Source organism: Kitasatospora sp. NPDC002040, assembly GCF_040296785.1.
GTDB lineage: Bacteria > Actinomycetota > Actinomycetes > Streptomycetales > Streptomycetaceae > Kitasatospora.
Map to the genome: position 1 here is coordinate 916,837 of NZ_JBEOXV010000002.1, position 23,244 is coordinate 940,080.

A 23,244-nucleotide genomic window follows, 5' to 3' on the forward strand; every position below is an offset into this window, starting at 1 on the left:
TTGCCGATGGATCGCGACTTGAGGAATTCCGCCGTCGTGACTTTGGGAGCCTTGGCGGGCAGCCGCGACTACCTTGATAGGGTCGATGCTGGATGCGGTCTTGCAAACTTCGCCGAGGTGAGCGAAGCCGCAGGGTTTTTGCGAGCACTAATTCTTGACGCCGGTGACACTTTTGTCACCTTGAAAACGGCGGAAGCTGTACTTCGGCGCAAGGATCGGTTGGGCCTGGAAATTGTTTCTTCAGCATTGGCGGAAGCAGACTCGAGTCACGAGCGATGGATTCTTTCGGCTGTAGTCAATGTATTTGGAATCTTTGTCGATGATCGAGATGCGGCGGCTTTGATCTGCCAGTCCTTGGCGAACGGATCTGATAAGGCGATGTCTCGAGGGGCACTCCAGTTGATTGAGATGCTGAGTGAAATTGATCCTGTGCTTGGTCCCGCAGGCTGAGCATGAATTCTTAAAAGCTAGAGATTCTCTGACACTGGGCGGCGAGGTTCGCCGAGAGCTTTGCTCTGGGATGTCACCACTAAGGCCTGAACTCATGCTGGCGATCTCAAGCCTCCGGACGGAAGGCGAACGGCCGACTGCGGCCCTGATTGTCCGCAACTAACACACCGCTTACAACCTCACTATCGCCAACCCCACACGTACTATGTACTCGCCGGCATGACGCCGATCATGGTGCACAATGACGATGGTGGATCCGGAGATATCTTTTATCGAGGAGTGAAGCCAAGCGATCAGCTCTCGTTCGAAGGGCGACTGGGAACCGATTTCAAGGTCGACAAGGTGACTGGGTGTGTAATTCCCAGGCGCGGCATATCGCTGACGACGCAACCCGACTGGCTCGGGAAGTTTGGGCGGGTAGGCGTTCCAGTGGACACCTCCAACATCCCGAGCGGCCTGGAGACTGTTCAGGTGGGCAAGCCCGGACACTATGAACTTGCGGTTAAGTCGGGTGTCAACATGACGCCCGGCGAGTTTCAGAGCAAGCTCGGCGCGGTCAGCCCGACTGCTGGTTGCCCCTGAGTGCCGCCTGACGGTCATATAGGAGGTGTTCGAATTGGAGTATCAGGTTGCCTTCCCTGAGGACTTTGACGAATTCGACTGGTCTGAGATTGAGGATAAGGGCTGGCTTGATGGCGTCAGGATTTCATGGGATGGGAACAGCTATACAGTGTCATTCTTCGACGAAATTCGCCTGTCGCAGGCCGTCGTCGTTGACATCGAACGACTTGGATATTTTTCTGCGAGGAACGTCGTTGTAGTTCGACGGGTTGCTCGCGATGAAATCAATCACACAGTGTCAGTAATGGCGGATCGGGGGTTTGCGGACATCCTGAACGTCGACTGACGGCGCGGACGCCCTGCTGGAGAACTATCCAGCAGGGCGTCTTGCCTTTGGAAGGCCAACTCTTGTCCCATGGTGACGAACAGCCTGTGGCCAGCTGGCGCTGGCCAGATTACGCATGCTGTAGCAGATGAGCCACCGTCAGCCCCCACATGGGCAGCCGATGTGCCGAATAATCAACTCCCGTGGACAGAGGTATACTTGAATGGAGGAGAACTGCCCCAGGAGCGCCTCCTCAACAAGCATCCTACGGAAGCCGCTTAACTGGGGATCAAGGGCGACGGAGCCCCCATCCGAGCAGCGAGCGCGTTGGCACCGAAGCGTCACACTCCAGCCCGGTCAACAGCCCCCACCGCAAACAGGCTCACCGCTGCGGCGCTGTGGCAACCCAGCCCAGAAGCCGCGAGCCCGATTGGCAGCGGAGCATCGGTGACTATGTAGCCGTCGGCGACAGCCGACACTGGAGCCTGAAAATGGCAGAAGATGGGGCGCTGCACCCATAAGAGCTCGTAACACGATCACGGTGTCGGTTTGTTGAGCCTCCGCCAGCAGATGAGTGCGCACGCGAGTGAGATGAGTGAGTCGTGGAGGTCGAGGCGGCGTTCCCAGCGGGTGGCCAGGCGCTTGAACTGGTGGAGCAGGGCGAAGGTCTGCTCGATGACATAGCGGAGCTTGTCGAGGCCGCAGATGTCGGGCTCGCCGCGTCGGGAGATGACGGGCAGGATCCGACGGCGGGTCAGCTCACGGCGGACGTGCCGGCTGTCGTAACCTTTGTCTCCGAGAATGGACTTGGGACGCTTGCGCGGCCTGCCGGGCTGGCCTGAGACGGGCGGGATGCCGTCGACCAGGGCGAGGGCCTGGGTGATGTCGGGAACGTTCCCGCCGGTGGTGATGGCCTTGAGCGGGGTGCCGTTGCCGTCGCAGATCAGGTGGTGCTTGCTGCCTGACTTGCGGCGGTCGACCGGCGACGGGCCAACCCCGGCACCCCCCTTTTGGCCCGTACGTGGGAGGCGTCCATGCAGGCCCGTGTCCAGTCGATCCGCCGTGCCGAGTTCAGCTAGGCGAGCAGTATCCGGTGGACCTGGTCGAACACCCCGGCTTCGGTCCACCGACACCCCGGATCCGAAGCCCAGCTCCGGTGGCAGCTGTTGCCAGGTGATGCCTGTGAACAGCACGAACAGGATGCCCTGCAGACACAGCCGGTCGTCCACCGGCCGAGGCCCCGGCGACCGTTCCGGCCAGGCGGGCAGGACCGGCCCGATCAAGGACCACAGCTCGTCATCGACCAGCCACGGCGCACTCACGCCATCACCAACGGACGAATCGTCACACCGGACACGGCCCACCAGCCCACACCCACAAGATCCTGTTACGAGCTTTAAGCACGCCACGCACGCGATGTCCGCACTCGATGGCCGTGTGCCGCACGCATCGGATCAGCTCATGCAGGGGAGATGCAAAGTCGCAGGTCAGCGCACCCTCCCGCGGGGCTTCAGCGGCACCGGCGGCAGCGCCGGAGCGGCCAGCCGGGCACCGTCGTAGCCGTGCACGTCACCGAAGCGCGACCCTTCCGTCCAGTCCGCCCGCGCCTGGGCGATCTCCTCACCGGATCGGCCGATGAAGTTCCACCACATCACCAGGCGCTCCTCGAACGGCACCCCGCCGAGCAGCAGCACCGAGCTGTCCGTCCGTGCCAGCAGCGGGAGTTCGCGGCGCCCGCAGCCCAGGTAGAGCAGCGAGCCGGGCTCGACCCGGACGCCGTCCACGTCGACGCTGCCGGTCATGGCGAGGACGGCGTACTCGTAGCCGGGCTCCAGCGGGAGGCGGTGCGAGGCGCCCTCACGGAGCGTCAGGTCGGCGCCGACCAGGGGGGTGTACGTGGTGCCCGGGGAGGTGGCGCCGTCGAGGGTGCCGAGGATGACGGTGGCGTGCAGGCCGGCCGCGTCGACGGTGGGGAGGTCGGCGTGGTGCTCGAAGGCCGGCGCGGTGTGGCGGTGGCTGTCGGGGAGGGCGACCCAGAGCTGGGCGCCGTGCAGCAGGCGGGCGTGGTCGCGCGGGGACTCCTCGGAGTGGGAGATGGCCCGGCCGGAGGTCATCAGGCCGAGTTCGCGCGGGCGGACAGTCTGCAGGCTGCCGAGGCTGTCGCGGTGTAGGACGGACCCCTCGTGCAGCCAGCTGACGGTCTGCAGCCCCATGTGCGGGTGCGGCGGCACCTGCATCCCGGGCTCGTCGGCGATGTCGTCGGGACCGTAGTGGTCGACGAAGCACCAGGCCCCGACCATCCGGCGCCCCAGGCTCGGCAGCAGGCGGCGCACCTCGGTGGACTCGCCCAGCGTGACCTGACGGCCGGTCAGCAGCTCCTGCACCGGACCGGAGTCGGCCTCCCCGCCGCAGCTGCTGGGGGTGGGCTTGAGGTCGAGGTTGCTCATGGCTGACGCGCTCCGTCCGGACGGGGACCGTTGACGATCCGATCATGCGTCAGATCGGCCGCAGGACAAAGCAGGGGGCGGGAGCCAAGGCCCCGCCCCCGCCGAATCGCTCAGTGCGCGCAGGCCCACGGCGCAGCCGCCGTCGCCGCGTCCGCCTGCGCCCGCAGCGCCCGCACCGCCTCCGCCGGATCGGCCGCGCCGTACACCGCGGAGCCGGCCACGAAGACGTCCGCGCCCGCCTCGGCGCAGCGCTCGATGGTGCTCGCCGAGACGCCGCCGTCGACCTGGAGCCAGAGGTCGAGGCCGTGCTTGGAGATCAGCTCCCGGGTGCGGCGGATCTTGGGCAGCATGATGTCCAGGAAGGCCTGGCCGCCGAAGCCGGGCTCGACCGTCATGATCAGGACCATGTCCAGCTCGGGCAGCAGGTCCTCGTACTGCTCGATCGGGGTGGCCGGGCGGAGCGCCATCGAGGCGCGGGCGCCCTTGGCCCGGATCTCCCGGGCGAGCCGGACCGGGGCGGCGGCGGCCTCGGCGTGGAAGGTCACCGAACCGGCGCCGGCCTCCACGTACTGCGGCGCCCAGCGGTCCGGCTGCTCGATCATCAGGTGGCAGTCCAGCGGCGTGGCGGTGGCCCGGGCCAGCGATTCGACCACCGGGATGCCGAGCGTGAGGTTGGGGACGAAGTGGTTGTCCATCACGTCCACGTGCAGCCAGTCCGCGCCGCGGACGGCCTCCGCCTCCTCGGCCAGGCGGGCGAAGTCGGCCGACAGGATGCTGGGGTTGATCTGCGCCATTTGAGGGAACCTTCACACTCGGTGCGGGCGGCTGGAGCGGCCGTCCGGATACATCATCTCTCCTGCCCGTGGCGGGAAGTGAGCGGTGAGATCTCCTCGTGACCCGCGTCACAGCAGTTGCGCGCTAGGGTCACGAGCGCCGTTGCCAGTGACCGGAAAGGTTCCAGATGGCCGAGATGGTGCATCCCGCCCGCGCGTTGTGGTGGCTCTTCGAGCCGGTGCACGCACTGACCTACTTCGCCCCCGAGGGCCGCGCCGCGTACGAAGCGGCCGGGCTGCGCGGGAGTTGGCGGGGGTACTTCGCCGGACGTTCGGCCCCGCTCGGGGCGGTGGACGCCGCCCCGGTGATCGCCGCGTTCTTCAACTTCGCGCCGCAGATGGTCGAGCGGGCCCTGCCGGACGTCTGGACCCGGGCCACCCCGGAGGCCGCGCTGGAGGCCCGGCTGTCCGGTGCCGTCGCCACCCTCGAACGGGTGCTGGAGACCGTCAAGCCCGATCTGATCGACCGTTCGGTGACGCTGCTGGAGCGCGCCGTGGACGGGCTGGACTGTTGTGGGCGCGTGCTGGCCGCCGCCAACCTCGCCCTCCCCCGCCCCGAGGGCTCGCTCGCCCGCCTCTGGCAGGCGACCACCGTGCTGCGCGAGCACCGGGGCGACGGGCACGTCGCCGCACTCGTCGCCGAGGGCCTGACCGGCTGCGAGGCGCTGGTGCTGCGCTGCGCGCTGGACACCCGGCGCGAGCAGCTGCAGCCGTTCCGCGGCTGGACGGACGAGGAGTGGGACGCCTCCACCGCCCGTCTGGTGACCCGGGGTTGGCTGAACCAGGACGGCAGCATCTCCGCCGACGGCCGCCACCGCCACCAGGCCCTGGAGGCCGTCACCGACCTCGCCGCCGCCCGGGTCTGGTCCGGCTTCCGCCGGTCCGAACTGGACGAGCTGGCCGCCGCCCTCACCCCGATCGCCACCGCCTGCCGGGCCGAACTCCCGACCCTCAACCCGATCGGGCTCCCGGTCAGCAGCTGAACCCCAGCCCTCAGCCCGCTCACGGCCCGCCGGGGTCCGCCAACTCCCTCACCGCGGCGACGGTGTCCGCCTCGGCGGCCGTCTTGTCCTCGCGGTAGCGCAGCACCCGGGCGAACCGCAGCGCCAGCCCGGCCGGGTAGCGCGGGCTGCGCTGGAGCCCGTCGAAGGCGATCTCCACCACCAGCTCCGGGCGGACGTACACGGTGTACGCGTCCCGGTGGGTCTCCCGGGCCAGCAGCTGCTCGGTCTGCCAGGCGAGCAGCTCGTCGGTCAGGCCCTTGAAGGTCTTGCCGAGCATCACCCAGGGGTCGAGTCCGGGCTCGCCCTGGTTCCGGGCGGCCAGGTGCAGGTTGCTCAACCGGCCCTGGCGGCGGCCGCTGCCCCATTCGGCGGCGGTCACCACCAGGTCGAGGGTGTGCCGGGGCTTGACCTTGATCCAGCCGGCCCCGCGCCGCCCGGCCGCGTACGGGGCGGCCGGGTCCTTGGCCACCACGCCCTCGTGGCCGTGCGCGAGGGCGTCCGCGAAGAACGCCTCCGCCACCGGCACCTGATCGGTGGTCAGCTGCGGCACCCGCAGCTCCGCCGGGACCACGGCCGCCAGCTCGTGCCACCGTTCGGCGGCCGGACGGTCGATCAGATCGGTGCCGTCCCGGTGCAGCAGATCGAAGAAGAACACGCTCAGCGGGGTCTCGGCCCGCAGCCGCTCGGGGTCCTGCCGGGACGCGGTCCGGGCGGCGGTGACCTGGAACGGGCGCGGTCGGCCGTCCGGGCCGAGCGCGATCGCCTCGCCGTCGAGCACCGCGCGCTCCACCGCCAGCGCCCGGGCGGCCTCCACCACCTCGGGCACCCGGGCGGTGATCTCGTCCAGGCTGCGGGTGAAGACCGAGACCTGCTCGCCCTCCCGGTGCACCTGGACCCGGATGCCGTCCAGCTTCCACTCCAACGCGGCCGGGCTCACCTTCTCCAGCGCGGCCGCCACCTCCGGCGCGGAGGCCGCCAGCATCGGCCGGACGGGTCGGCCCGGTTCGAGCCCGAACGCCCGCAGCGCCGGGGCCCCGCCGGTCAGTGCCGCCTCGGCCACCGCCCGGGCCGACCCGCGCAGCATCAGCGCCCGGCGCACTGCCGTCGCCGGTACACCCGCCGCCTTGGCGACCGCGTCTCCCATCAGCGCGTCCAGCGCCCCCTGCCGCAACTCCCCGGTCAGAACGGCCCGGAGGAAGTCCTGCTCCACCGCCGTGGCCCGCCCGAACAGCTCGCCGAGCAGCCGCTTCCGCTCCGCCTGCGCCCCCTTGCCGTGCACCTCACCCAGCCGGGTCAGCAGTTCCTCCGCCTCTGCCACCCCCAGCCCGGCCGCCCCGGCCGGCTCCGGCAGCTCCCGCAGCCCCGCCCAGCCGACCCCGGCCCGCCGCCCCTCCCCGGACAGCAGGGCCACCGCCGCCGGGATCTCGGCCGGGCCCAGCTCGGTGAGGCACCCGGCGATCAGGGCCACCTTGGCGTTCCGGGCCGGCTCGGCCGCCACCGCCCGCGAGGTCAGGGCCAGACGCTCCAGCAGCACGGACGGGCTCCTTCCAGGACGCGGACCCCTCCATCATGCGGCGGCGGCTCCCGGTCCGCCCGCCCGGCCTGAGGCTCCGTCAGACCGGCCCGGCCGGGTCGCACCGTGTTAGCGTCGGAATCGTTCGTACCTGAACACCCGACGTACCTGAACACCCGACCCCCGACCCGTGAGGTGTCTCCCGTTGTCCACCCTCCGCTGGGCCACCCGACCCGAGACCGCCGCCGACGTCCCGGCGATCCGCGCGGTGAACCTCGCCGCCTTCGACACCCCGCTGGAGGCCGATCTGGTCGAGGTGCTGCGGGCGGACTCCAGCTGGATTCCCGGGTTCTCGCTGGTCGCCGTGACGCCGGACGGCGCGGTGGTCGGGCACGCGCTGCTGACCCGCTGTCACATCGACGACACCCCGGCGCTCTGCCTGGCCCCGGTCGCGGTGCTGCCCGAGCACCAGCGGACGGGTGCGGGCGCCGCCGCCGTCCGGGCCGCGCTGGCTGCCGCCCGTGACCGGGGCGAGCACACCGTCACGGTGCTGGGCCACCCGGAGTACTACCGCCGGTTCGGCTTCACCCGGGCCTCCCTGCACGGCATCAAGCCGCCCATGGAGGTCCCGGACGAGGCCATGATGGCGCTCGACCTCGACTCCAACCGGCCGCTGCCCAGCGGCCTGCTGCGCTACGCCGCCCCGTTCGGCATCTGACCGGGGCGGCCCCGGCACCGGTCGGGCCGGCACCGGTCAGGCCACCGTGAGCGTGCCCTTCATGAACTGGTGCAGCTCGCAGATGAAGGGGTAACTGCCGGGCGCGGTCGGTGCGGTGAAGGTCGCGGTCTTGCCCGCGCCGATCGTCCCGCTGTCGAAGCCGCCGCTGCCGGTGGCGGTCAGGGTGTGCGCGGTGGAGTCCTCGTTGACCACGGTGACGGTCGCGCCGGGGCTCACGGTGAACTTGTCCGGGCCGAAGGTGAACTCCTTGATCGTGACCCGCACGGCCGTCGCGGCGGAGCTCGCCGCCGAGCTCGCGGACGCACTCCCGGACGCGCTCGCGGACGCACTCGGCGAGGCGCTCGTGGAAGCGCTGGGGCTCACAGCGGCGGACGGGCTCGCCGACGGCATCGGGCTGCCGGTGGACGTGCCACCCCCGGAGCCCCCGGAGCCGCTGGAGCAGCCGGCGGCGGTCAGCACCAGCAGGAGCGCGCCGAGGACGGGACGGAGCCGGGCAGTGTTCACGAGGATTCCTTCGCTGGGAAGAGGGCGGTGTGCGCCCGGGGCGGCCGTGGGGAGCCGTCCCGGGCGCACACCCTGAGGCACGGTCAGACCGTCAGCAGACTCGGGCTCGCGGCCTTGTCGACCGGGAGGAAGTCGTTCGGGACGGGGTACTGGCCGAGCACGTAGTTGAGGATCGCCGCGTGCATCGCCTCGACCGGCGCGATGGTGGCGGCGGTGGCGATCCCGGCCGGGCTGGTGACGTTGTAGGTGGCGAAGAGGTAGGTCTGCGCCGCCTGGTCCTCCAGCTGGAGCGCCAGCTTCGCCACCGAACCGACGTCGGTCGCCTTCCCCAGCGCCGCCGTGACCTCGGCCTGGTTGGAGAGCGGGACGTTGGTGATGGCCGGCTTGCCCGCACCGGTCAGCACCGCGTTCCACGCCTTCGCGTGGTCGGCGTGCTGGGCCATCGCGGTGGTGATGAAGTTCGCCACCGCCGGCGGGACGGTGCCGAGCTTGCCCGCCGTGGCGGCGTCCAGGGCGGCCTGGTAGGCGCCGACCGCCTGGTTCTCCAGCGCGGTGGCCAGCGCGACCACCTTGAGGTCACCGGTGTACTGGCCGGCAGCCGCCGCGGAACCCGACGTTGCGGAGGCCGACGGCGACGCAGAGCTCTTCGAGTCGGACGTGCTGCTGGAGCAGGCCGCCAGCACCAGCGCGGCCGCCGCCCCACCGGTGCCGAACAGGAACCGGCGCCGGCCCGCGTCGAACGCCCCGGCCCCGCCATCGGCGGCGGCCCGGCGGCTGCGGATCTCGTCCGTCAGGTCCACCGCGCTGGCGTGCAGCAAGGGCAGGGTCTCACGGTGCGCCTGCTCCATCTCCCGGGTCAGGGAGGTGAGTTCGCGCTCGCTGATCGGGAGGTCCCAGCCACCCTTGGTCGTGGTCACTTGACGGCCCCTTCGGTGATCGGCGAGGCGTCCTTGATCGGGTAGAACGCGTCCGGGAACCCGACGCTGCCGGCCGCGGCGGGCAGCTTGGCCGGGTCGACCGGGATGGTGATCAGGTCGGCGGCGTTGCCCGCCAGCAGCGCCTGCACGGCGAGCAGGGTGGCCCGGTGCTGGGCCTCCACCGGTGCGACCGAGGCGAACAGCTTGCGCAGGTCGCCGTTGCTCACCTGGCCCACGTTCTTGGTGTAGGTCTGGGCGGCGACGTCCTCCAGCGTGATCGCCAGCTTCACCACGTCGGCCGGGCCCTTGATGGTCGGCAGGGCCTGGTCGACCACCGCCTTGTACTTCGGGTCCGGACCGGTCTGTGCCTTGCCCCCGGCCTGGGTGGCGGCCGCGTTGAAGGCCTTGGCGTGCGCCTGGTGCTGCTCGGTGGTCTTCGCGATGAAGGCCGCCACCGTCTTGTTGCCGTCCTTGATGAACGGCAGCGTGGCAGCGGTCTGGTAGACGCTGATCGCCAGGTTCTCCAGCGAGGCGGCGGTCTGCAGCGCCATGATGTCGTCCGCCGTCGCGGTCGCGGCGAACGCCCGGCCGGCGCCGAACAGCGCGAACGCCCCCGCCAGGCCCGCCACGGCACCGCCACGGCGCCACCAGCCGGCCTGCGCCGGCTCGGCACCGGCGGTGAAGTCGGTCAGCGCGCTGCGGGTGATCTTCACGGCGTCGCTGTTCAAGTCCTGTGACTGCTCGGTGAGTTCTTCGAGCAGCCGGGTGTCGATGTGCTGTGCGCCCATCATGCCCCGTCTCGGGTTCTGGGGCCCGAACTGTCCCGGGCCCACGCGGAGAGCATTCGGGCCGACCCCGGCACCGGATTGGTGCGCCGGGCCGCATTCACTCCTACGGGTGACGCGGTGCACTCGAACCGCCCAGTCGGCAGGGCCGGACGAGGACCGGACCGAACACCACCCTGACCAGCCGTCACCTGGGCGGATCCGCCAGGGCGTCCAGGGCCGCGCGGGCCCGCGGCGCGTGCAGCGGGGAGAAGTGCGGGTCGATCCGCAGTGCCTCGGCCAGGTGCTCGCGGGCCGCGTCCCGCAGCCCGAGCGCGCGTTCGATCTCGCCCTGGTGGTAGCGGAACCGGGCGTTCGGCCACCCGGTCCGCCGGGCCTGCTCGGCCAGACCGAGCGCCTCCCGGTCCTCCCCGTTCCGGTGCAGGGCCCAGCCGAGGGCGTCGGCCACCAGGACGCTCCGGCGGCGCTCCCACTCCCCGCGCAGCAGTCGCACCGCCACCGCCGGGTCGCCGTGGTCGGCCTGGTACTCCCCCAGCGCGAGGTCGTCGACCACACCGGCCGCGGCCGCCAGCCGGTGCTCGGCGGCGAGCAGCCGGTACTGCTCCCCGGCCTGCCCGGTGTTCCCCAAGGACTCGTGCAGTTCGCCGAGTTCGAGCAGGTACTGCGGCAGCGGCACCCGCCCGGCGGCGGTCGCGTAGTCGCGCAGCGCCCCCGGCACGTCCCCGAGCGCGGCCTCGGCTCTGGCCCGCCCGGCCAGCGCGGGGGTGTACCCGGGATCGGCCGCCAGTGCCTGCTGATAGCCGGTCAGGGCGGCTTCCGGGCGGCCGGAGTTCTGGTCCAGTTCGGCCAGCTGGTGCAGGCAGAAGGCCCGGTCGGCGTCGTTGCCGGCGCCCGCCAGGGCCTGCCGGAGCGCCTGCCGGGCCCGGTCGGTCTGGCCGTGCTGCTCCAGCTCGTAGGCGGCCCGGGTGAACGCGGCCGTCCCCGGCCGCCGGGGGTCAGCTTCATGGTCTGCTTGGCGGTGGTGCTCCAGACCCCGATCACCGGGTTGCGGATGGCGTCGCCCTTGAACGCGAGCCGACTCTTCGGGACTTGGATGGAGAGGGAGTTGACGTTGTACCCGGCCGGCGTGTTCTGGCCGGTCTCACTCAGGTTGCCGCCGTAGAGCAGGTCGAAGACCCGCAGGTCGACGAAGAACGGGTCGGCCGCCTGGGGGCCACCGTCCGTCCTCCGCCCGGCAGTTGGACCGTGGCCTGGTCGCGCAGCTTCCCGTGGTCGGGCATCGAGGCCGGGCCGGTGCGGTAGGGCGCGGCGGTCCCGTGCTCGACCAGGGTGACCGGTTCGCAGTCCGGGCGCAGCTCCTGCAGCGTGCAGTACCGGCGGAACCGCAGGGTCGGGTCGGTGAGGTTGTTCACCGGCCCGTTGTGTTTCGGCGGGGCATCCGCCGCAGGCACTGTCGCCTGATCCGCACGGGATGTTCGGTTCCTCCGGCAGGCCGGACTGGTGGGGTCACCCGCTCGGTCCAGTGCGATCACCCGCCCGGCCGCAGCACCGGCCCGGCGAGGCCCGGGCGGTGCTGCGGGGTGCGGCATAGTGCCGGTTCGACGGCCACCCGCCGGTCCGCCGGATCACCGATCCGCCCTCGCGATCGCCTGCTCGGCCCTTCCTCTCCCCCGCCCCGGAGGCAGCGCATGACCCCTTCCCGATTCCTCGTCAGGGCCGGCGGCACCCTCGGTGCCGCGCTCTGGCTGCTGGCGGGTGCGGCGCCCCCGGCCGCCGCCCACCCGCTGGGCAACTTCTCGGTCAACCACTACCTCGGCTTCACCGTCCACCCGGACCGGATCGAGGTGCTGGCCGTCACCGACCGGGCCGAGATCCCCACCCTCCAGGAGCAGGCCCGGGTGGACCGGAACTCCGACGGCACGGCGGACCCGGAGGAGCGCGCCGCCTGGGCCGCCGGGCAGTGCGCCGAGACGGCAGCCCGGCTTGAGGTGCTGGCCGGGACGGCCGCCGCACGGCTCGACTGGCGGGTGCGGACGGCGGGCTACGGGTACACCGACGGCGCCGCCGGCCTGCCCGCCGGACGGCTGGACTGCACGCTGGACGCCCCGCTCGAACCGGCCGCGACCGGTACCCGGCTCCGGGTCCGCAGCGGTGTCGACCCCACCCGGGTCGGCTGGAACGAGATCACCGCCCGCGGGGTGGGCGTACGGTTGGACTCCAGCGACGTGCCCGAGGTGTCAGGCTCGGCCGAACTCCGGCACTACCCGCAGGAGTTGCTGGACTCGCCGAGCGGTGTCACGGCGGCCGGGTTCACCGTGTCACCCGGCAGCGGGACGGTCGGGGCCGACGCGGTCGCGGGCCCGGCGGCCCAGGGGCCGAGTGCCTGGCTCGCCCGGCTGGACCGCCGCCTGGCCGAGCTCGGCACGGCCCACCGGCTCACCCTGCCGGTCGGCCTGCTGGCCGTGCTGCTCGCCACCGTCCTGGGCGCGGGCCACGCACTGCTCCCCGGGCACGGCAAGGCGGCCATGGGCGCCTACCTGGCCGGCCGGCGCGGGCGGGTCCGGGACGCCGTCACCGTCGGAGCCACCGTCACCTTCACCCACACCGCCGGGGTGCTGGTGCTGGGGCTGCTGTTGACCGCGTCCTCCTCACTGGCCGGGGACGTGCTGCTCGGCCGGCTCGGGGTGGTCAGCGGCCTGCTGGTGGCGGGCGTCGGGGCGATGCTGCTGCGCGACACCCGCCGCTCCCGGCCGGTCGCCCCGGAACCGCACCACCACCCGCACGACCACGACCACCCACACGACCACGGCCATGACCACGACGACCACTCGCACCCGCACCCGCACGAGGCAGCACCCGGCCTCCGCTCCGCCACGGGCCACGAGCACGCCGTCGCTCTGCTGGAGTCACCGGTGCACGCCCCCGAGGAACACACCCACCGGCACGGGCTGTTCGGCCACCATCACCACCACCACTCCGGCGCCGCCGAGCCCCTCGGCCGTCGCGGCCTGATCGGCCTGGGCATCGCCGGCGGCCTGGTGCCCAGCCCCTCCGCCCTGGTCGTCCTGCTGGGGGCCGTCGCCCTCGGCCGGACGTTCTTCGGCGTCGCCCTGGTGCTGGCGTACGGCCTGGGCATGGCCGCCACCCTCACCGCCGTCGGACTGCTCTTCGTCCGGGCGGGTGAGCGGATCGCCGCGGCGGCCGACGGCACCCTGCTGGGACGGCTGCGCCGGGCCGCGCCCCGGACCGGCCTGCTCACCGCCCTGCTGGTGCTGACGGTGGGTCTGGGGCTGGTCCTCCGCAGCCTTCCCACCGCCCTGTGAGCCTGCGCGTCCGGCGCGTGGCCCCCGCTCGGGTCAGCGCGCCGGCTGCCCCGGCCCGCCGAGCACGACGCCGCGATCGGCGTAGTAGCGCGGCAGGGCCGACCAGGGCACCGGCGCGAAGCTCTGCGAGCCGTCCGGGAAGCCGGACGGGTTGTGGATCACCAGCTCCTCGTCGGTCGCCCCGACCGCCAGCACCAGGTGACCGCCCGGGCGCGGCGGGTCGGGGTCGAGGTTCCTGATCGAGGGGTGCACCGAGAGCATCACCAGCCGGTCCGCCGCCAGCTCCGCCCTGATCCGCTCGGTCGGCAGCGGGGAGACCGCTTCCGCCGACAGGCCCCAGCGGCGCTCGGCATAGGCGGCGAACGGCGCGTGGATCAACCCGTCCAATCGGCCGTCCGGGTGGCGGACGTAGGCACCCGCCTCCAGGCACTCCTCCGCCAGCCGGACGGACGGCGGGCTGACGCCCCACCAGTAGTCCAGCGCCATCCGCAGGCAGGCCACCCCGCACAGCCGCCAGGACCAGTACTCGTACTCCTCCTGGTCCGCCGCACCGGACAGCGCCCAGAGCGGATCGTCCACCGCCAGCGACGTCCCGGCCAGGATCCCGGGCACCAGCTCGGGTGACTCCCACTGTGCGTGGTACGGGACCTGATGCATGATCGGCTTCATCTGATCATCCTCACCCACTCCGGCCTCCGGCGCCGCCCGCCGAACGGCCGAATCCGCCCGGGCCGGGCCGGGCCGGGCGCGGCGGAGGTCCGCTCCGGAACAGACGAACCACCGGCACTCACCCCCGGACAGATCGTCGTACCGCACCGGCCCCAGGGCCGGTTCGAACCACGGGAGTTGATGCTGGATCAGATCCCCACGCGAGTCTTCTGTCCACGAAGGACCGCCCGCGCTAGCCTGGACAGATGACCGATCCGGACGGCCGGCTGGGCCGTCGTACCCTGCTGGCCCTCGGCGCCGGGGCCGCTCTCACCCCGCTTCCTACCAACGCACAGGCCCAGGCGGCGACCCGGCCCCGCACCGGCGGTCCGGACTGGCCCGGCCTGGCGGCGGGCCTGACCGGGCGGCTGCTGCGCCCGGGCTCGGCCGAGTACGAGAGCGCCCGGCTGCCGCGCAACCTGCTGTACGCCCCGGCGGCCAGGCCCGAGGCGATCGCGCACTGCGCCGGCACCGCCGACGTGGCCGAGTGCGTGCGGTTCGCCCGCCGCTACGGCATCCGGTTCGCGGTGCGCAGCGGCGGCCACTGCTACGCGGGCTGGTCCAGCGACACCCCGCTGGTGCTGGACCTGGCCGGCCTGGACCACGTCCAGGTCGAGGGCGACCAGGCCGAACTGGGCCCCGGCGCACCGCTGATGCGGGTCTACGCCGAGCTGGCCCGGCACGGCGTGACCATCCCTGCCGGGACCTGCCCGACCGTCGGCCTGGCCGGGCTCGCCCTCGGCGGCGGACACGGCGTCACCAGCCGGGCGTACGGGCTGACCTGCGACAGCATCGTCGGCGCCGAGGTGGTGCTGGCCGACGGCCGGGTGGTGCGCTGCGACGCCGAGCGGGAGCCGGAGCTGTTCTGGGCCCTGCGCGGCGCGGGCAACGGCAACTTCGGCGTGGTCACCTCGCTCCGGGTCCGGACCCACCCGGCGGCGGACTGCACGATCTTCCAGTACTCCTGGGACTGGCCGGACGCCGGCCGGGCGCTGGACCAGTGGCAGCGCTGGGCGTTCACGGCCCCGGACCGGCTCTGGTCCGACTTCCACGTCTGGTCCCGCCCGGACGGCGCCTCGGTCGACGCGGGCGGCGTGCTGCTCGGCGACGCGGACGAGCTGCGCGCCCTGGTCGCCCCGCTGCTCGCCGCCACCGGCCGGACCACCTCCGAGCAGGTCACCACCCGCCCGTTCCTGGCCTCGATGCTCGCCTACGCGGGCTGCGACGACGTCAACTCCTGTCTGCGGGAGGGGAGTCAGGCGTTTGCGGCGGGCTCGCACTTCTTCGACGGGTTCCTCTCCGGGGCGGCCCTGGACGACCTGTTCGGCTTCGCCGAGCAGCGCAGCCGGGTCGAGGGCGTGCTCTCGTTCGTCGCCCTGGGCGGCGCGGTCAACCGGGTGCCCGCCGACGCCACCGCCTTCGTCCACCGGGGCTCGGTCCTGCTGGCCCAGTACTTCGCGGGCTGGCCCGCCGACCGGGACCCGGACCCGGGCACCCGCTGGGTGGCCGACGCCCACCGCACCATGGCCCCGCACTCCGGCGGCCACGCCTACCAGAACTACCGCGACCCGCACCTCGCCGACTGGCGCACCGCCTACTACGGCGCCAACCTCCCCCGGCTGGAGCGGGCCAAGGCCGCCTACGACCCCGACCGGGTCTTCGACTTCCCGCAGGCCCTGTAACCGCAGGCTCTGTAACCGCAAGCCCTGACCGCAGGCCCCGCAACCACCGGCCCGGTAGCCGAGCCGGGGCCGGTGCCTCTTCCGGTCGGGACGTCGGGACCACCAGCATGGGGCGCCCAAGGGAGGTCGGCATGAGCGGACGCGAGCCCACCGGAGCGGTCGGCCGCCCCAGCCTGCTCACGGCCTACACCGGCTGCGCGCTGGTGCTGGCCGCCACCCTGCTCTGGGTCGTGGTGGTGCTCGGCAGCAGCGACCCCGACCTGCACGCCTTCGCGGCCGGCTACGGCGGCGTCAACGTGGTCACCGGGCTCGGACTGGCGCTCGCCGGTGCGCTGTTCACCACCCAGCACCCGGGCAGCGGGCCCGGGCGGCTGCTGCTCGCGGCCGGCTGCGGGGCGGTGCTGAGCGAGGCGCTGCCCGCCGCGGCCGCCGCCCTCGGCGTCCGGCCGCTCGGGTTCGCGGTGGTGGGGTGGCTCGCGGTGGCCGGCGCCACGCTGTACCAACTGGGGCTCTACGCCCTCCCGTTGTTCCTCCCCGGCGGCTCGCTGCCGCGCCGCTGGGGGCCGGTCCACCTCGGGCTGCTCGCCGTCCTCAGCCTGCAACTGGCCTGCACCAACGTGATGGGCAACGACCCCTGGTACGGCCTGCCGCTGGCCCTGCCCGACCCACTGCTCACCCGGGTGTACGAGTGGAGCCCGTTCGCGCTCCCGGACCGCCAGTGGGTCAACCTGGCCGTGATCGGGGTCAGCCTGCTGGTCATGGCGGTCCGCTGGCTCCGGACCCCGGAACGCCAGCACCTGTCCCGGGCCGCGATCCTGGTGCCGTACCTGCTCTGGTCCCTGGTCACCGTGCTCAGCGACCTGGCACTGCTCGGCGCCACCGGGAGCCGGGTGCTCTGGTACCTGGTCGCCGCCAGCTGGCCCGTCTCGGTGGCGTACGCCTGCGTCCGAGACCGCTCGCTGCACCTGGACCGCTCCGCCCTGCGCGCCCTCACCGGGCTGCTGCTCGGCACCGTCCTGATCACCGGCTACAGCGTGACCGCGCTGCTGCTGTACGGGCAGCTCCCGGCCGGCTCCCCCGGCGCGGGGCTGGCCCTGGCCGCGCTCACCCTGGTGATCGGCGTGCTGCTGCGCCCCACCGCCCGCTGGGCCCGCCGGGCGGTGGACCGGTACTACTACGGCGAGCGGGCCGAGCCGTACCAGGTGGTCCGCACCCTCACCGAGCAGTTCGGCCACGCCGTCACCCCGGCCGAGACGCCCCGGCTGCTCTGCGCCACCGTGGTCACCACGCTCCGGCTGCCCGGGGCCAAGGTGGTCACCCACACCCGCGAGGGGCTGCTGGAGCTCGCCGCCCTGGGGGTGGACCGGCCCGGCACCGCCTTCCCGATGACCTATCAGAGCGAGGTGATCGGGCACCTGTTGGTGCCGCCGCGCCCCGGCGAGGCCGCGCTCGACCAGCAGGACCTGGACATCCTGCGCACCCTGGCCGAGCACGCCGCCCCGGCGATCGCCTCGCTCCGCCTGTACGAGGAGCTGCAGGCCAGCCGGGAGCGGATCGTGCTGGCCCGCGAGGAGGCCCGCCGCCGCCTGCGGCACGACCTGCACGACGGGCTCGGCCCGGTGCTGTCGGGCCTGCGGCTGCGGGTGGACTCCATCCGCGCGGTCGCCGGGCCCGGCCACCCGTCCGACCGGCCGCTGGCCGAGGTCTCGGACGGGATCGGGCAGGCCATCGTCGAGCTGCGGCACATCACCGACGGGCTGGCCCCGGCGGCGCTCGACCGGGGCGGCCTCTCGCACGCCCTGCTCGGCCTGGTGCACCGGCTGACCGGGCCGTCCCGGGTCAGCGTGCTGCTCGACCCCGACCCGCTGCCGCCGCTGCCGGCCGCCGTCGAGGTGGCCGTGTACCGGATCTGCGCCGAGTCGCTGAACAACGCCGTCAAGCACGCCGGGGCGGCCGCGATCCACCTCGCGGTGACGGTGGACGGCACCCGGATGGTGGTCGAGGTGACCGACGACGGACCGGGGTTCGTCCCCCGTTCGGGTGGTGCCGACGGCATCGGCCTGCGCTCGATGCGGGACCGCGCCGAGGAGCTGGGCGGCCGGTTCTCGCTGGCCGGCGGCCCGGACGGGACGGTGGCCCGGGCCGAACTGCCGCTGCCCGACAGCGGGTGAAGGTCCCACCCGATCCGGGACCCGGTCGGGATCAGCGCCCCATGTGGCGAGCACCCCCGGCGGGTAGCGTGAAGCTCGCGCCGCCCTCCCCGACGGCGTACCACGCGGAAGGACCCGCTCATGAATCCCACCGTGTCCGCACCGGCCGAGACCGGCCCCGCCCTCGCCGGGCAGTCGCCCGAGCACGCGCGCCCGAAGCCTCCCGACGTAGGCGTGCCGTGCAAGAACAAGCTGCCGGAGCACAAGGGCTTCAGCTGTGTGCTCGGCCGCCCCTGTCCGCACGAGTGACCCGTCCCCGAAGGGCCCCCGCGGTGCGGGGGCCCTTCGGGCGCTCCGCTACCAGGCGTAGTCCTCCGGCGCGGTCCGGTGGCCGGGGAAGATCTCGTCCAGCCGGTCGAGCGTCTTCTGATCCAGCGTCACGTCCAGGGCCCGGACGCCCGCGTGCAGCTGCTCCAGCGTGCGCGGGCCGACGATCGGGGCGGTCACCGCCGGACGGGAGAGCAGCCAGGCGAGCGCGATGTCACCCGGCTCCTGGCCGAGTTCGGCCGCCAGGTCCTCGTACGCCTGGATCTGCTCGCGCTTGGCCCCGACCGCCTCGGCGGCCCGGCCCTCCAGCCGGCGCAGGCCCTCGCGCTCCTTGCGCAGCACCCCGCCGAGGATGCCGCCGTTCAGCGGGGACCACGGGATCAGGCCGAGGCCGTAGTGCTGCGCGGCCGGGACGACCTCCAGCTCGACGGTGCGCTCCAGCAGGTTGTAGATCGACTGCTCGCTGACCAGACCGAGGAAGTTCCGTGCCTTCGCGGTCTCCTGGGCCTGCGCCAGGTGCCAGCCGGCGAAGTTGCTGGAGCCGACGTAGATGATCTTGCCCTGGGCGACCAGCACCTCCATCGCCTGCCAGATCTCCTCCCACGGCGTCGCCCGGTCGACGTGGTGCATCTGGTACAGGTCGATGTAGTCGGTGTTCAGCCGCTTCAGGCTGGCGTCCACCGCACGGCGGATGTTCAGCGCCGAGAGCTTGCCCTCGTTGGGCCAACTCCCCATCTCGCCGTACAGCTTGGTGGCCAGCACGGTCTTCTCCCGGCGGCCCCCGCCCTGGCCGAACCAGCTGCCGAGGATCTCCTCCGTCCGGCCCCTGTTCTCACCCCAGCCGTAGACGTTGGCGGTGTCGAAGAAGTTGATGCCCAGGTCATGGGCGGTGTCCATGATGACGTGGGCGTCCGGCTCCGTGGTGTGCGGGCCGAAGTTCATGGTGCCCAGGCAGAGTCGGGACACGGACAGGCCGGTACGGCCGAGGTGGGTGAACTCCATGGAGCCCACCCTCACCCGGCCGCCCCCGCTCTGTCCAGCTTTCTTCCCGACGGACGATCAATTCCCTCAGGCGGTACGGCGGAACAGCGCCAGGTACATCGCGTCGGTGCCGTGCAGGTGCGGCCAGAGCTGTACGTCCGGGCCCGCACCGAGGTCGGGCAGCCCCGGCAGCAGCGGGCGGGCGTCGATCCACTCCAGGCCGGGGGTGTCGCGCAGGATGTCGTCCACCACCGCGCGGGTCTCGGCCAGGTGCGGGGAGCAGGTCGCGTAGCCGACCACCCCGCCGATCCGGGTGGCCCGGACGGCACCGCGCAGCAGGTCCCGCTGGAGCGGGCCGAAGCCGGCCAGGTCGTCCGGACGGCGGCGCCAGCGGGCCTCCGGGCGGCGGCGCAGCGCACCGAGGCCGGAGCAGGGCACGTCCACCAGGGTCCGGTCGAAGGTGCCCTCGGCCCAGGCGGGCTTGGTGCCGTCGGCCGCGATCACGGTGTACGGGCCGGGGTTGCCGTCCAGCGCGCGGGCCACCAGCCGGGCCCGGTGCGGCTGCTTCTCGGACGCGACCAGCGCCGCGCCCCGCTCGGCCGCCAGCGCGGCGAGCAGCGCGGCCTTGCCGCCCGGTCCGGCGCAGCCGTCCAGCCAGAGCTCGTCCCGGCCCTCGACCGGTGCGGCGGCCAGCGCGAGCGCGACCAGCTGGCTGCCCTCGTCCTGCACGCCGGCCCGGTTCTCCTTGACCGCCTCGATCCCGCCGGGCTCGCCGCCCTCGGCCAGCCGGACGGCGTACGGGGACCACCGGCCGGGCTCCGACTCCGGCCTGGCGTCCAGCAGTTCGGCCGCCGTGGCCCGGCCGGGGCGGGCCACCAGGGTGACCTCGGGGCGCTCGTTGTCGGCCCGCAGGGCCGCCTCGATCGCCGCCCGGCCGGAGGCGTCCGGCTGCCAGCGCCCGAGCGAGTCCCACAGCGCGGAGACCACCCAGCGCGGGTGCGAGTGCACCACCGCGAGGTGGTCCTCGGCGTCCTGCTCGTACGGCGGCGCGACCTGGGCCAGCCAGGCGTCCAGGTCCTGCGCGCTGATCTTGCGCAGCACCGCGTTGACGAACTTGGCCCGGCCGTCGCCGAGCACCACCCGGGCCAGCTCCACCGTGGCCGAGACCGCCGCGTGGGTCGGGATCCGGGTGGTCAGCAGCTGGTGCGCACCGAGCGCGAGCACGTCCAGCACCGGCGGGTCCACCTCGCGCAGCGGCCGGTCGATGCAGGCCTCGATGATCGCGTCGTAGCTGCCCTGGAGCCGCAGCGTCCCGTACACCAGCTCGGTGGCCAGCGCCGCGTCCCTGCGGTCCATCCCCTTCGCCTCCGCCTCCCGCAGCAGCGAGGGCAGGATCAGGTTGGCGTACGCGTCCCGCTCGTCCACGGCCCGCAGCGCCCGGAACGCGACGATCCGGGCCGGGTCCTTCTTCGGGCGGCGGTGCGGGCGCGGGGCGCGGTTGGCGGCGGGCTTGCTGCTGGGGGTGCTCATGCGGTGCCTCTGGTGCCTCGGAATGTGCTGCGGATTCAGACCGTCAGTGTAGGTCCGGACCGCCCCGACCCCGAAAACCTCAGCCCCCGATCGGCGCCCCGAGCAGCTCCCCGGGCTCGATCCGGACGCCCCGGGCCCAGTCCGCCGCGCGCATCGGCTTCTTGCCCTGCGGCTGCACCTCGCCGAGCTCGATCTCGTGGCTGCCGGTGCCGACCCGCACGCTGTTCTTGCCGACCACGGCCAGCTCGCCCGGCGGCAGCGCGGCGCTGTCGGTGGCCAGCTTCACCGGGCCCGACAGCTTGAGCCGCTCGCCCCGGAAGGTGGTCCAGGCACCCGGCGCGGGCGCGCAGCCGCGCACCAGCCGGTCGATCCGCAGCGCGGGGTGGGCCCACTCGACCCTGGCGTCCTCGACGTTGATCTTCGGGGCCAGCGTGATGCCCTCGGTGGGCTGCGGGACGGCCTGCAGCGCGCCGTCCTCGATCCCGTCCATGGTCGCCACCAGCAGCCGCGAGCCCGCCTGCGCGAGCCGGTCCAGCAGCGCGCCGCTGGTGTCGGTCGGGCGGATCTCCTCGGTCAGGATGCCGAACACCGGGCCCGAGTCCAGGCCCTGCTCGATCCGGAACGTCGACGCACCCGTCACCTCGTCGCCCGCCAGCACCGCGTGCTGCACCGGCGCCGCCCCGCGCCAGGCCGGCAGCAGCGAGAAGTGCAGGTTCACCCAGCCGTGCTTCGGCACCTCCAGCGCACCCGGGCGGATCAGCGCGCCGTACGCCACCACCGGGCAGCAGTCCGGGGCGAGCTCGGTCAGCCGGGCCAGGAAGTCCGGGTCGCTCGGCTTCACCGGCTTGAGCACCTCGATCCCGGCCGCCTCGGCCCGCTGCGCGACCGGGCTGGCCACCAGCTTGCGGCCCCGGCCCGCGACCGCGTCCGGGCGGGTGACCACCGCGACCACCTCGTGCCGGTCGGAGGCGAGCAGGGCGTCGAGCGCGGGGACGGCGACCTCGGGGGTGCCGGCGAAGACGAGGCGCATGGGGAGCCTTTCGGTGGGTGGATCTGAGCGGGTGTCAGCGGGCGGAGCCGAAGGTGGAGTGCGGGGAGACCTTCACCACCGGCGGCTCGCCCCACTCCGCCTCCCGGATCGCCTTGAGCGCGGCCTTGCGCTGCTCCCGGTCCAGCCGGTCGATGAAGATGATGCCGTCCAGGTGGTCGGTCTCGTGCTGGATGCAGCGCGCCAGCAGCTGGGTGCCCTCGACCGTGACCGGTTCGCCGTGCATGTTGACGCCCTTGGCCACCACGCCGAACGCCCGCTTGGTGTCGAAGCGCAGCCCGGGCAGCGAGAGGCAGCCCTCGGGCCCGTCCTGCTCCTCCTCGCTCAGCGCGAGGTCCGGGTTGATCAGATGCCCGACCACCCCGTCCACGTGGTACGTGAACACCCGCAGCGAGACGCCGAGTTGGGGTGCGGCGAGGCCGGCCCCGGGCGCGTCCAGCATGGTCTCGGTGAGGTCCTTGACCAGGCGCCGCAGCTCCTTGTCGAAGGTGGTCACCGGCCGGGCGGTGGCCCGCAGCACCGGGTCACCGAACATCCGGATCGGCTGGATCGCCATACCGAGGGTCTCCTGAGGGTCGATCGACAACAGCTGACGGCCAGTCTATGCAATCCGACCTGGCCGTTCAGCGGCGGTTCTGGCATATCCCGTCTGCTCCTTGCGCGTGACCCACCGCGCACTCGGGCGTTGGTCAAGTGGGATTGACCGGGCCGTACGACGGCCCGGGCCGGAAAGACGTAGGGAAAGGTGGCACCAGAGGCCATGGCCGAGCAGATCAACCACGACGCCCGGGCGCGGGCCAGCCTGCACCTGCTGGTGCGGGACATCGAACGTGTAAGGCGGCAGGTCGACGCCCTCCGCACCCTCACCGCCCAACTGGGCAACGTCTATCGCCCGCGGCGGCCCAGCACCTCGGCCGGCTTCGTGGTCTACGGACGCGCGCCCGCCCCCACCGTCCGGCTCGCCCAGGAGCTCCGGGAGAGCGTCGAGACCCTGGTCGCGGCCGCCGTCGAGTTCGACCGCGCGCTCGGCTTCTCCTGGGACTCCGTCGGCTCCGCCCTCGGCGTCACCAAGCAGGCCGTCCACCGCCGCTACGGGATGCGCCGCCCGGCCGGCGAACTCCTCGCCAACGGCCTCCCGACGCTCCCGGCCCAGACCCGCCCCGAACCCGCCGACGAACTCCCGCCGCTCAGCCGCGCCATCCCCCCGGCCCGCCAACCCGAACGCCCCGGCCTCCCGCTCCGGGGCTGAACCGGGCCACGGCGCCAGGTTGCACTTATCCAGGGGCTCGGGGAACTGCGACGCCGACCTCAGGAGCGTTCAACGTACGTACCGGGTCAGGCACTTTGTCTTTTGACCCGCACGCCAGACATCCTCGCCGTTCCCCGAGCCCCTGATGGTGCAACCTTGGGACCGCAC

Annotated in this window: 24 protein-coding genes and 1 pseudogene; 10 read left to right on the forward strand and 15 right to left on the reverse strand. The window is 72.8% G+C overall.

The window, feature by feature from the left end:
- Positions 1-6: 6 nt before the first annotated feature.
- The 3 genes from ABT118_RS09385 (at position 7) to ABT118_RS09395 (ending at position 1,357) form a co-directional block, all read left to right on the forward strand.
- The gene (locus tag ABT118_RS09385; RefSeq protein WP_350646138.1) at positions 7-450 is read left to right on the forward strand and encodes a hypothetical protein; all 444 of its coding nucleotides are present in this window, start codon (positions 7-9) and stop codon (positions 448-450) included.
- Between the two features lie 219 nt (positions 451-669).
- Positions 670-1,032: a hypothetical protein gene (locus tag ABT118_RS09390; protein ID WP_350646139.1), complete on the forward strand. Its 363-nt coding sequence runs from the start codon at positions 670-672 to the stop codon at positions 1,030-1,032.
- A 34-nt stretch (positions 1,033-1,066) separates the two neighbouring features.
- Positions 1,067-1,357 carry a hypothetical protein gene (locus tag ABT118_RS09395; protein WP_350646140.1) on the forward strand — a complete coding sequence of 97 codons (291 nt, stop codon included), beginning with the start codon at positions 1,067-1,069 and terminating at the stop codon, positions 1,355-1,357.
- 515 nt (positions 1,358-1,872) lie between these two features.
- On the opposite strand, the pseudogene ABT118_RS09400 reads toward ABT118_RS09395, so the two are convergent.
- From ABT118_RS09400 to rpe, 3 genes and pseudogenes are all read right to left on the reverse strand, one after another.
- Positions 1,873-2,658: pseudogene (locus ABT118_RS09400) on the reverse strand (IS5 family transposase).
- A gap of 165 nt (positions 2,659-2,823) precedes the next feature.
- The gene (locus tag ABT118_RS09405) at positions 2,824-3,783 is read right to left on the reverse strand and encodes a pirin family protein (protein WP_350646141.1); all 960 of its coding nucleotides are present in this window, start codon (positions 3,781-3,783) and stop codon (positions 2,824-2,826) included.
- A 110-nt stretch (positions 3,784-3,893) separates the two neighbouring features.
- Complete coding sequence (gene rpe / locus ABT118_RS09410) at positions 3,894-4,577, reverse strand: ribulose-phosphate 3-epimerase (protein ID WP_350646142.1); 684 nt, start codon at positions 4,575-4,577, stop codon at positions 3,894-3,896.
- Between the two features lie 167 nt (positions 4,578-4,744).
- Between rpe and ABT118_RS09415 the strand changes: the two genes are divergently transcribed.
- Entirely contained in the window at positions 4,745-5,599 is an 855-nt protein-coding gene (locus tag ABT118_RS09415) for an SCO6745 family protein (protein WP_350646143.1), read from the forward strand.
- A gap of 19 nt (positions 5,600-5,618) precedes the next feature.
- On the opposite strand, the gene ABT118_RS09420 is transcribed toward ABT118_RS09415, so the two are convergent.
- Entirely contained in the window at positions 5,619-7,154 is a 1,536-nt protein-coding gene (locus ABT118_RS09420; protein ID WP_350646144.1) for an ATP-dependent DNA ligase, read from the reverse strand.
- 184 nt (positions 7,155-7,338) lie between these two features.
- On the opposite strand from ABT118_RS09420, the gene ABT118_RS09425 reads away from it, so the two are divergent.
- Positions 7,339-7,851 carry a GNAT family N-acetyltransferase gene (locus ABT118_RS09425; protein ID WP_350646145.1) on the forward strand — a complete coding sequence of 171 codons (513 nt, stop codon included), beginning with the start codon at positions 7,339-7,341 and terminating at the stop codon, positions 7,849-7,851.
- Positions 7,852-7,887: 36 nt separating this feature from the next.
- Here ABT118_RS09425 and ABT118_RS09430 read toward each other — a convergent pair whose 3' ends face one another.
- The 6 genes from ABT118_RS09430 to ABT118_RS09455 all read right to left on the reverse strand — a co-directional run bounded on the left by ABT118_RS09430 (position 7,888) and on the right by ABT118_RS09455 (position 11,490).
- Positions 7,888-8,376 (reverse strand): cupredoxin domain-containing protein, encoded by a 489-nt coding sequence (locus ABT118_RS09430; protein WP_350646146.1) that lies wholly within the window; start codon positions 8,374-8,376, stop codon positions 7,888-7,890.
- 83 nt (positions 8,377-8,459) lie between these two features.
- The gene (locus tag ABT118_RS09435) at positions 8,460-9,293 is read right to left on the reverse strand and encodes a ferritin-like domain-containing protein (RefSeq protein ID WP_350646147.1); all 834 of its coding nucleotides are present in this window, start codon (positions 9,291-9,293) and stop codon (positions 8,460-8,462) included.
- Positions 9,290-10,084: a ferritin-like domain-containing protein gene (locus ABT118_RS09440; RefSeq protein WP_350646148.1), complete on the reverse strand. Its 795-nt coding sequence runs from the start codon at positions 10,082-10,084 to the stop codon at positions 9,290-9,292. The genes ABT118_RS09435 and ABT118_RS09440 overlap by 4 nt, the downstream gene beginning before the upstream one ends.
- Before the next feature lie 181 nt (positions 10,085-10,265).
- A complete protein-coding gene (locus ABT118_RS09445) occupies positions 10,266-10,796 on the reverse strand; it encodes a tetratricopeptide repeat protein (RefSeq protein WP_350646149.1) in 531 nt (176 codons plus the stop codon).
- Between the two features lie 86 nt (positions 10,797-10,882).
- Positions 10,883-11,260 carry a DUF4331 family protein gene (locus tag ABT118_RS09450; protein WP_350646493.1) on the reverse strand — a complete coding sequence of 126 codons (378 nt, stop codon included), beginning with the start codon at positions 11,258-11,260 and terminating at the stop codon, positions 10,883-10,885.
- On the reverse strand, positions 11,224-11,490 hold the full coding sequence (locus tag ABT118_RS09455; RefSeq protein ID WP_350646150.1) for a hypothetical protein: 267 nt from the start codon (positions 11,488-11,490) through the stop codon (positions 11,224-11,226). Before ABT118_RS09455 ends, ABT118_RS09450 begins: the two co-directional genes overlap by 37 nt.
- A 276-nt stretch (positions 11,491-11,766) precedes the next feature.
- On the opposite strand from ABT118_RS09455, the gene ABT118_RS09460 reads away from it, so the two are divergent.
- Entirely contained in the window at positions 11,767-13,401 is a 1,635-nt protein-coding gene (locus ABT118_RS09460; RefSeq protein ID WP_350646151.1) for a high frequency lysogenization protein HflD, read from the forward strand.
- 33 nt (positions 13,402-13,434) lie between these two features.
- On the opposite strand, the gene ABT118_RS09465 is transcribed toward ABT118_RS09460, so the two are convergent.
- Positions 13,435-14,070: a cysteine peptidase family C39 domain-containing protein gene (locus tag ABT118_RS09465; RefSeq protein ID WP_350646152.1), complete on the reverse strand. Its 636-nt coding sequence runs from the start codon at positions 14,068-14,070 to the stop codon at positions 13,435-13,437.
- Positions 14,071-14,315: 245 nt separating this feature from the next.
- Here ABT118_RS09465 and ABT118_RS09470 point away from each other — a divergent pair, with 245 nt between their 5' ends.
- The 3 genes from ABT118_RS09470 (at position 14,316) to ABT118_RS09480 (ending at position 18,250) form a co-directional block, all read left to right on the forward strand.
- Positions 14,316-15,791 carry an FAD-binding oxidoreductase gene (locus ABT118_RS09470; protein ID WP_350646153.1) on the forward strand — a complete coding sequence of 492 codons (1,476 nt, stop codon included), beginning with the start codon at positions 14,316-14,318 and terminating at the stop codon, positions 15,789-15,791.
- A gap of 131 nt (positions 15,792-15,922) precedes the next feature.
- On the forward strand, positions 15,923-17,962 hold the full coding sequence (locus tag ABT118_RS09475) for a GAF domain-containing sensor histidine kinase (RefSeq protein ID WP_350646154.1): 2,040 nt from the start codon (positions 15,923-15,925) through the stop codon (positions 17,960-17,962).
- A gap of 120 nt (positions 17,963-18,082) precedes the next feature.
- The gene (locus tag ABT118_RS09480; protein ID WP_350646155.1) at positions 18,083-18,250 is read left to right on the forward strand and encodes a hypothetical protein; all 168 of its coding nucleotides are present in this window, start codon (positions 18,083-18,085) and stop codon (positions 18,248-18,250) included.
- Positions 18,251-18,298: 48 nt separating this feature from the next.
- Here the strand turns inward: ABT118_RS09480 and ABT118_RS09485 are convergent, their stop codons facing one another.
- The 4 genes from ABT118_RS09485 to def form a co-directional block, all read right to left on the reverse strand.
- Positions 18,299-19,270 carry an aldo/keto reductase gene (locus ABT118_RS09485; protein ID WP_350646156.1) on the reverse strand — a complete coding sequence of 324 codons (972 nt, stop codon included), beginning with the start codon at positions 19,268-19,270 and terminating at the stop codon, positions 18,299-18,301.
- Between the two features lie 66 nt (positions 19,271-19,336).
- Entirely contained in the window at positions 19,337-20,779 is a 1,443-nt protein-coding gene (locus ABT118_RS09490; protein WP_350646157.1) for an RsmB/NOP family class I SAM-dependent RNA methyltransferase, read from the reverse strand.
- A 79-nt stretch (positions 20,780-20,858) separates the two neighbouring features.
- Positions 20,859-21,809, reverse strand: a complete 951-nt coding sequence (gene fmt, locus ABT118_RS09495; protein WP_350646158.1) for a methionyl-tRNA formyltransferase — start codon at positions 21,807-21,809, stop codon at positions 20,859-20,861.
- A gap of 34 nt (positions 21,810-21,843) precedes the next feature.
- Positions 21,844-22,383, reverse strand: a complete 540-nt coding sequence (gene def / locus ABT118_RS09500; RefSeq protein ID WP_350646159.1) for a peptide deformylase — start codon at positions 22,381-22,383, stop codon at positions 21,844-21,846.
- A gap of 204 nt (positions 22,384-22,587) precedes the next feature.
- Between def and ABT118_RS09505 the strand changes: the two genes are divergently transcribed.
- Entirely contained in the window at positions 22,588-23,076 is a 489-nt protein-coding gene (locus tag ABT118_RS09505; protein WP_350646160.1) for a hypothetical protein, read from the forward strand.
- The last annotated feature ends 168 nt before the right edge of the window (positions 23,077-23,244 follow it).

Coding starts and splice junctions, on each gene's coding strand:
- ABT118_RS09385 (WP_350646138.1), top strand. CDS start 7: ATGGATCGCGACTTGAGGAATTCCGCCGTCGTGACTTTGGGAGCCTTG.
- ABT118_RS09390 (WP_350646139.1), top strand. CDS start 670: ATGACGCCGATCATGGTGCACAATGACGATGGTGGATCCGGAGATATC.
- ABT118_RS09405 (WP_350646141.1), bottom strand. CDS start 3,783: ATGAGCAACCTCGACCTCAAGCCCACCCCCAGCAGCTGCGGCGGGGAG.
- rpe (WP_350646142.1), bottom strand. CDS start 4,577: ATGGCGCAGATCAACCCCAGCATCCTGTCGGCCGACTTCGCCCGCCTG.
- ABT118_RS09415 (WP_350646143.1), top strand. CDS start 4,745: ATGGCCGAGATGGTGCATCCCGCCCGCGCGTTGTGGTGGCTCTTCGAG.
- ABT118_RS09440 (WP_350646148.1), bottom strand. CDS start 10,084: ATGATGGGCGCACAGCACATCGACACCCGGCTGCTCGAAGAACTCACC.
- ABT118_RS09460 (WP_350646151.1), top strand. CDS start 11,767: ATGACCCCTTCCCGATTCCTCGTCAGGGCCGGCGGCACCCTCGGTGCC.
- ABT118_RS09465 (WP_350646152.1), bottom strand. CDS start 14,070: ATGAAGCCGATCATGCATCAGGTCCCGTACCACGCACAGTGGGAGTCA.
- ABT118_RS09470 (WP_350646153.1), top strand. CDS start 14,316: ATGACCGATCCGGACGGCCGGCTGGGCCGTCGTACCCTGCTGGCCCTC.
- ABT118_RS09475 (WP_350646154.1), top strand. CDS start 15,923: ATGAGCGGACGCGAGCCCACCGGAGCGGTCGGCCGCCCCAGCCTGCTC.
- ABT118_RS09480 (WP_350646155.1), top strand. CDS start 18,083: ATGAATCCCACCGTGTCCGCACCGGCCGAGACCGGCCCCGCCCTCGCC.
- ABT118_RS09485 (WP_350646156.1), bottom strand. CDS start 19,270: ATGGAGTTCACCCACCTCGGCCGTACCGGCCTGTCCGTGTCCCGACTC.
- ABT118_RS09490 (WP_350646157.1), bottom strand. CDS start 20,779: ATGAGCACCCCCAGCAGCAAGCCCGCCGCCAACCGCGCCCCGCGCCCG.
- fmt (WP_350646158.1), bottom strand. CDS start 21,809: ATGCGCCTCGTCTTCGCCGGCACCCCCGAGGTCGCCGTCCCCGCGCTC.
- def (WP_350646159.1), bottom strand. CDS start 22,383: ATGGCGATCCAGCCGATCCGGATGTTCGGTGACCCGGTGCTGCGGGCC.
- ABT118_RS09505 (WP_350646160.1), top strand. CDS start 22,588: ATGGCCGAGCAGATCAACCACGACGCCCGGGCGCGGGCCAGCCTGCAC.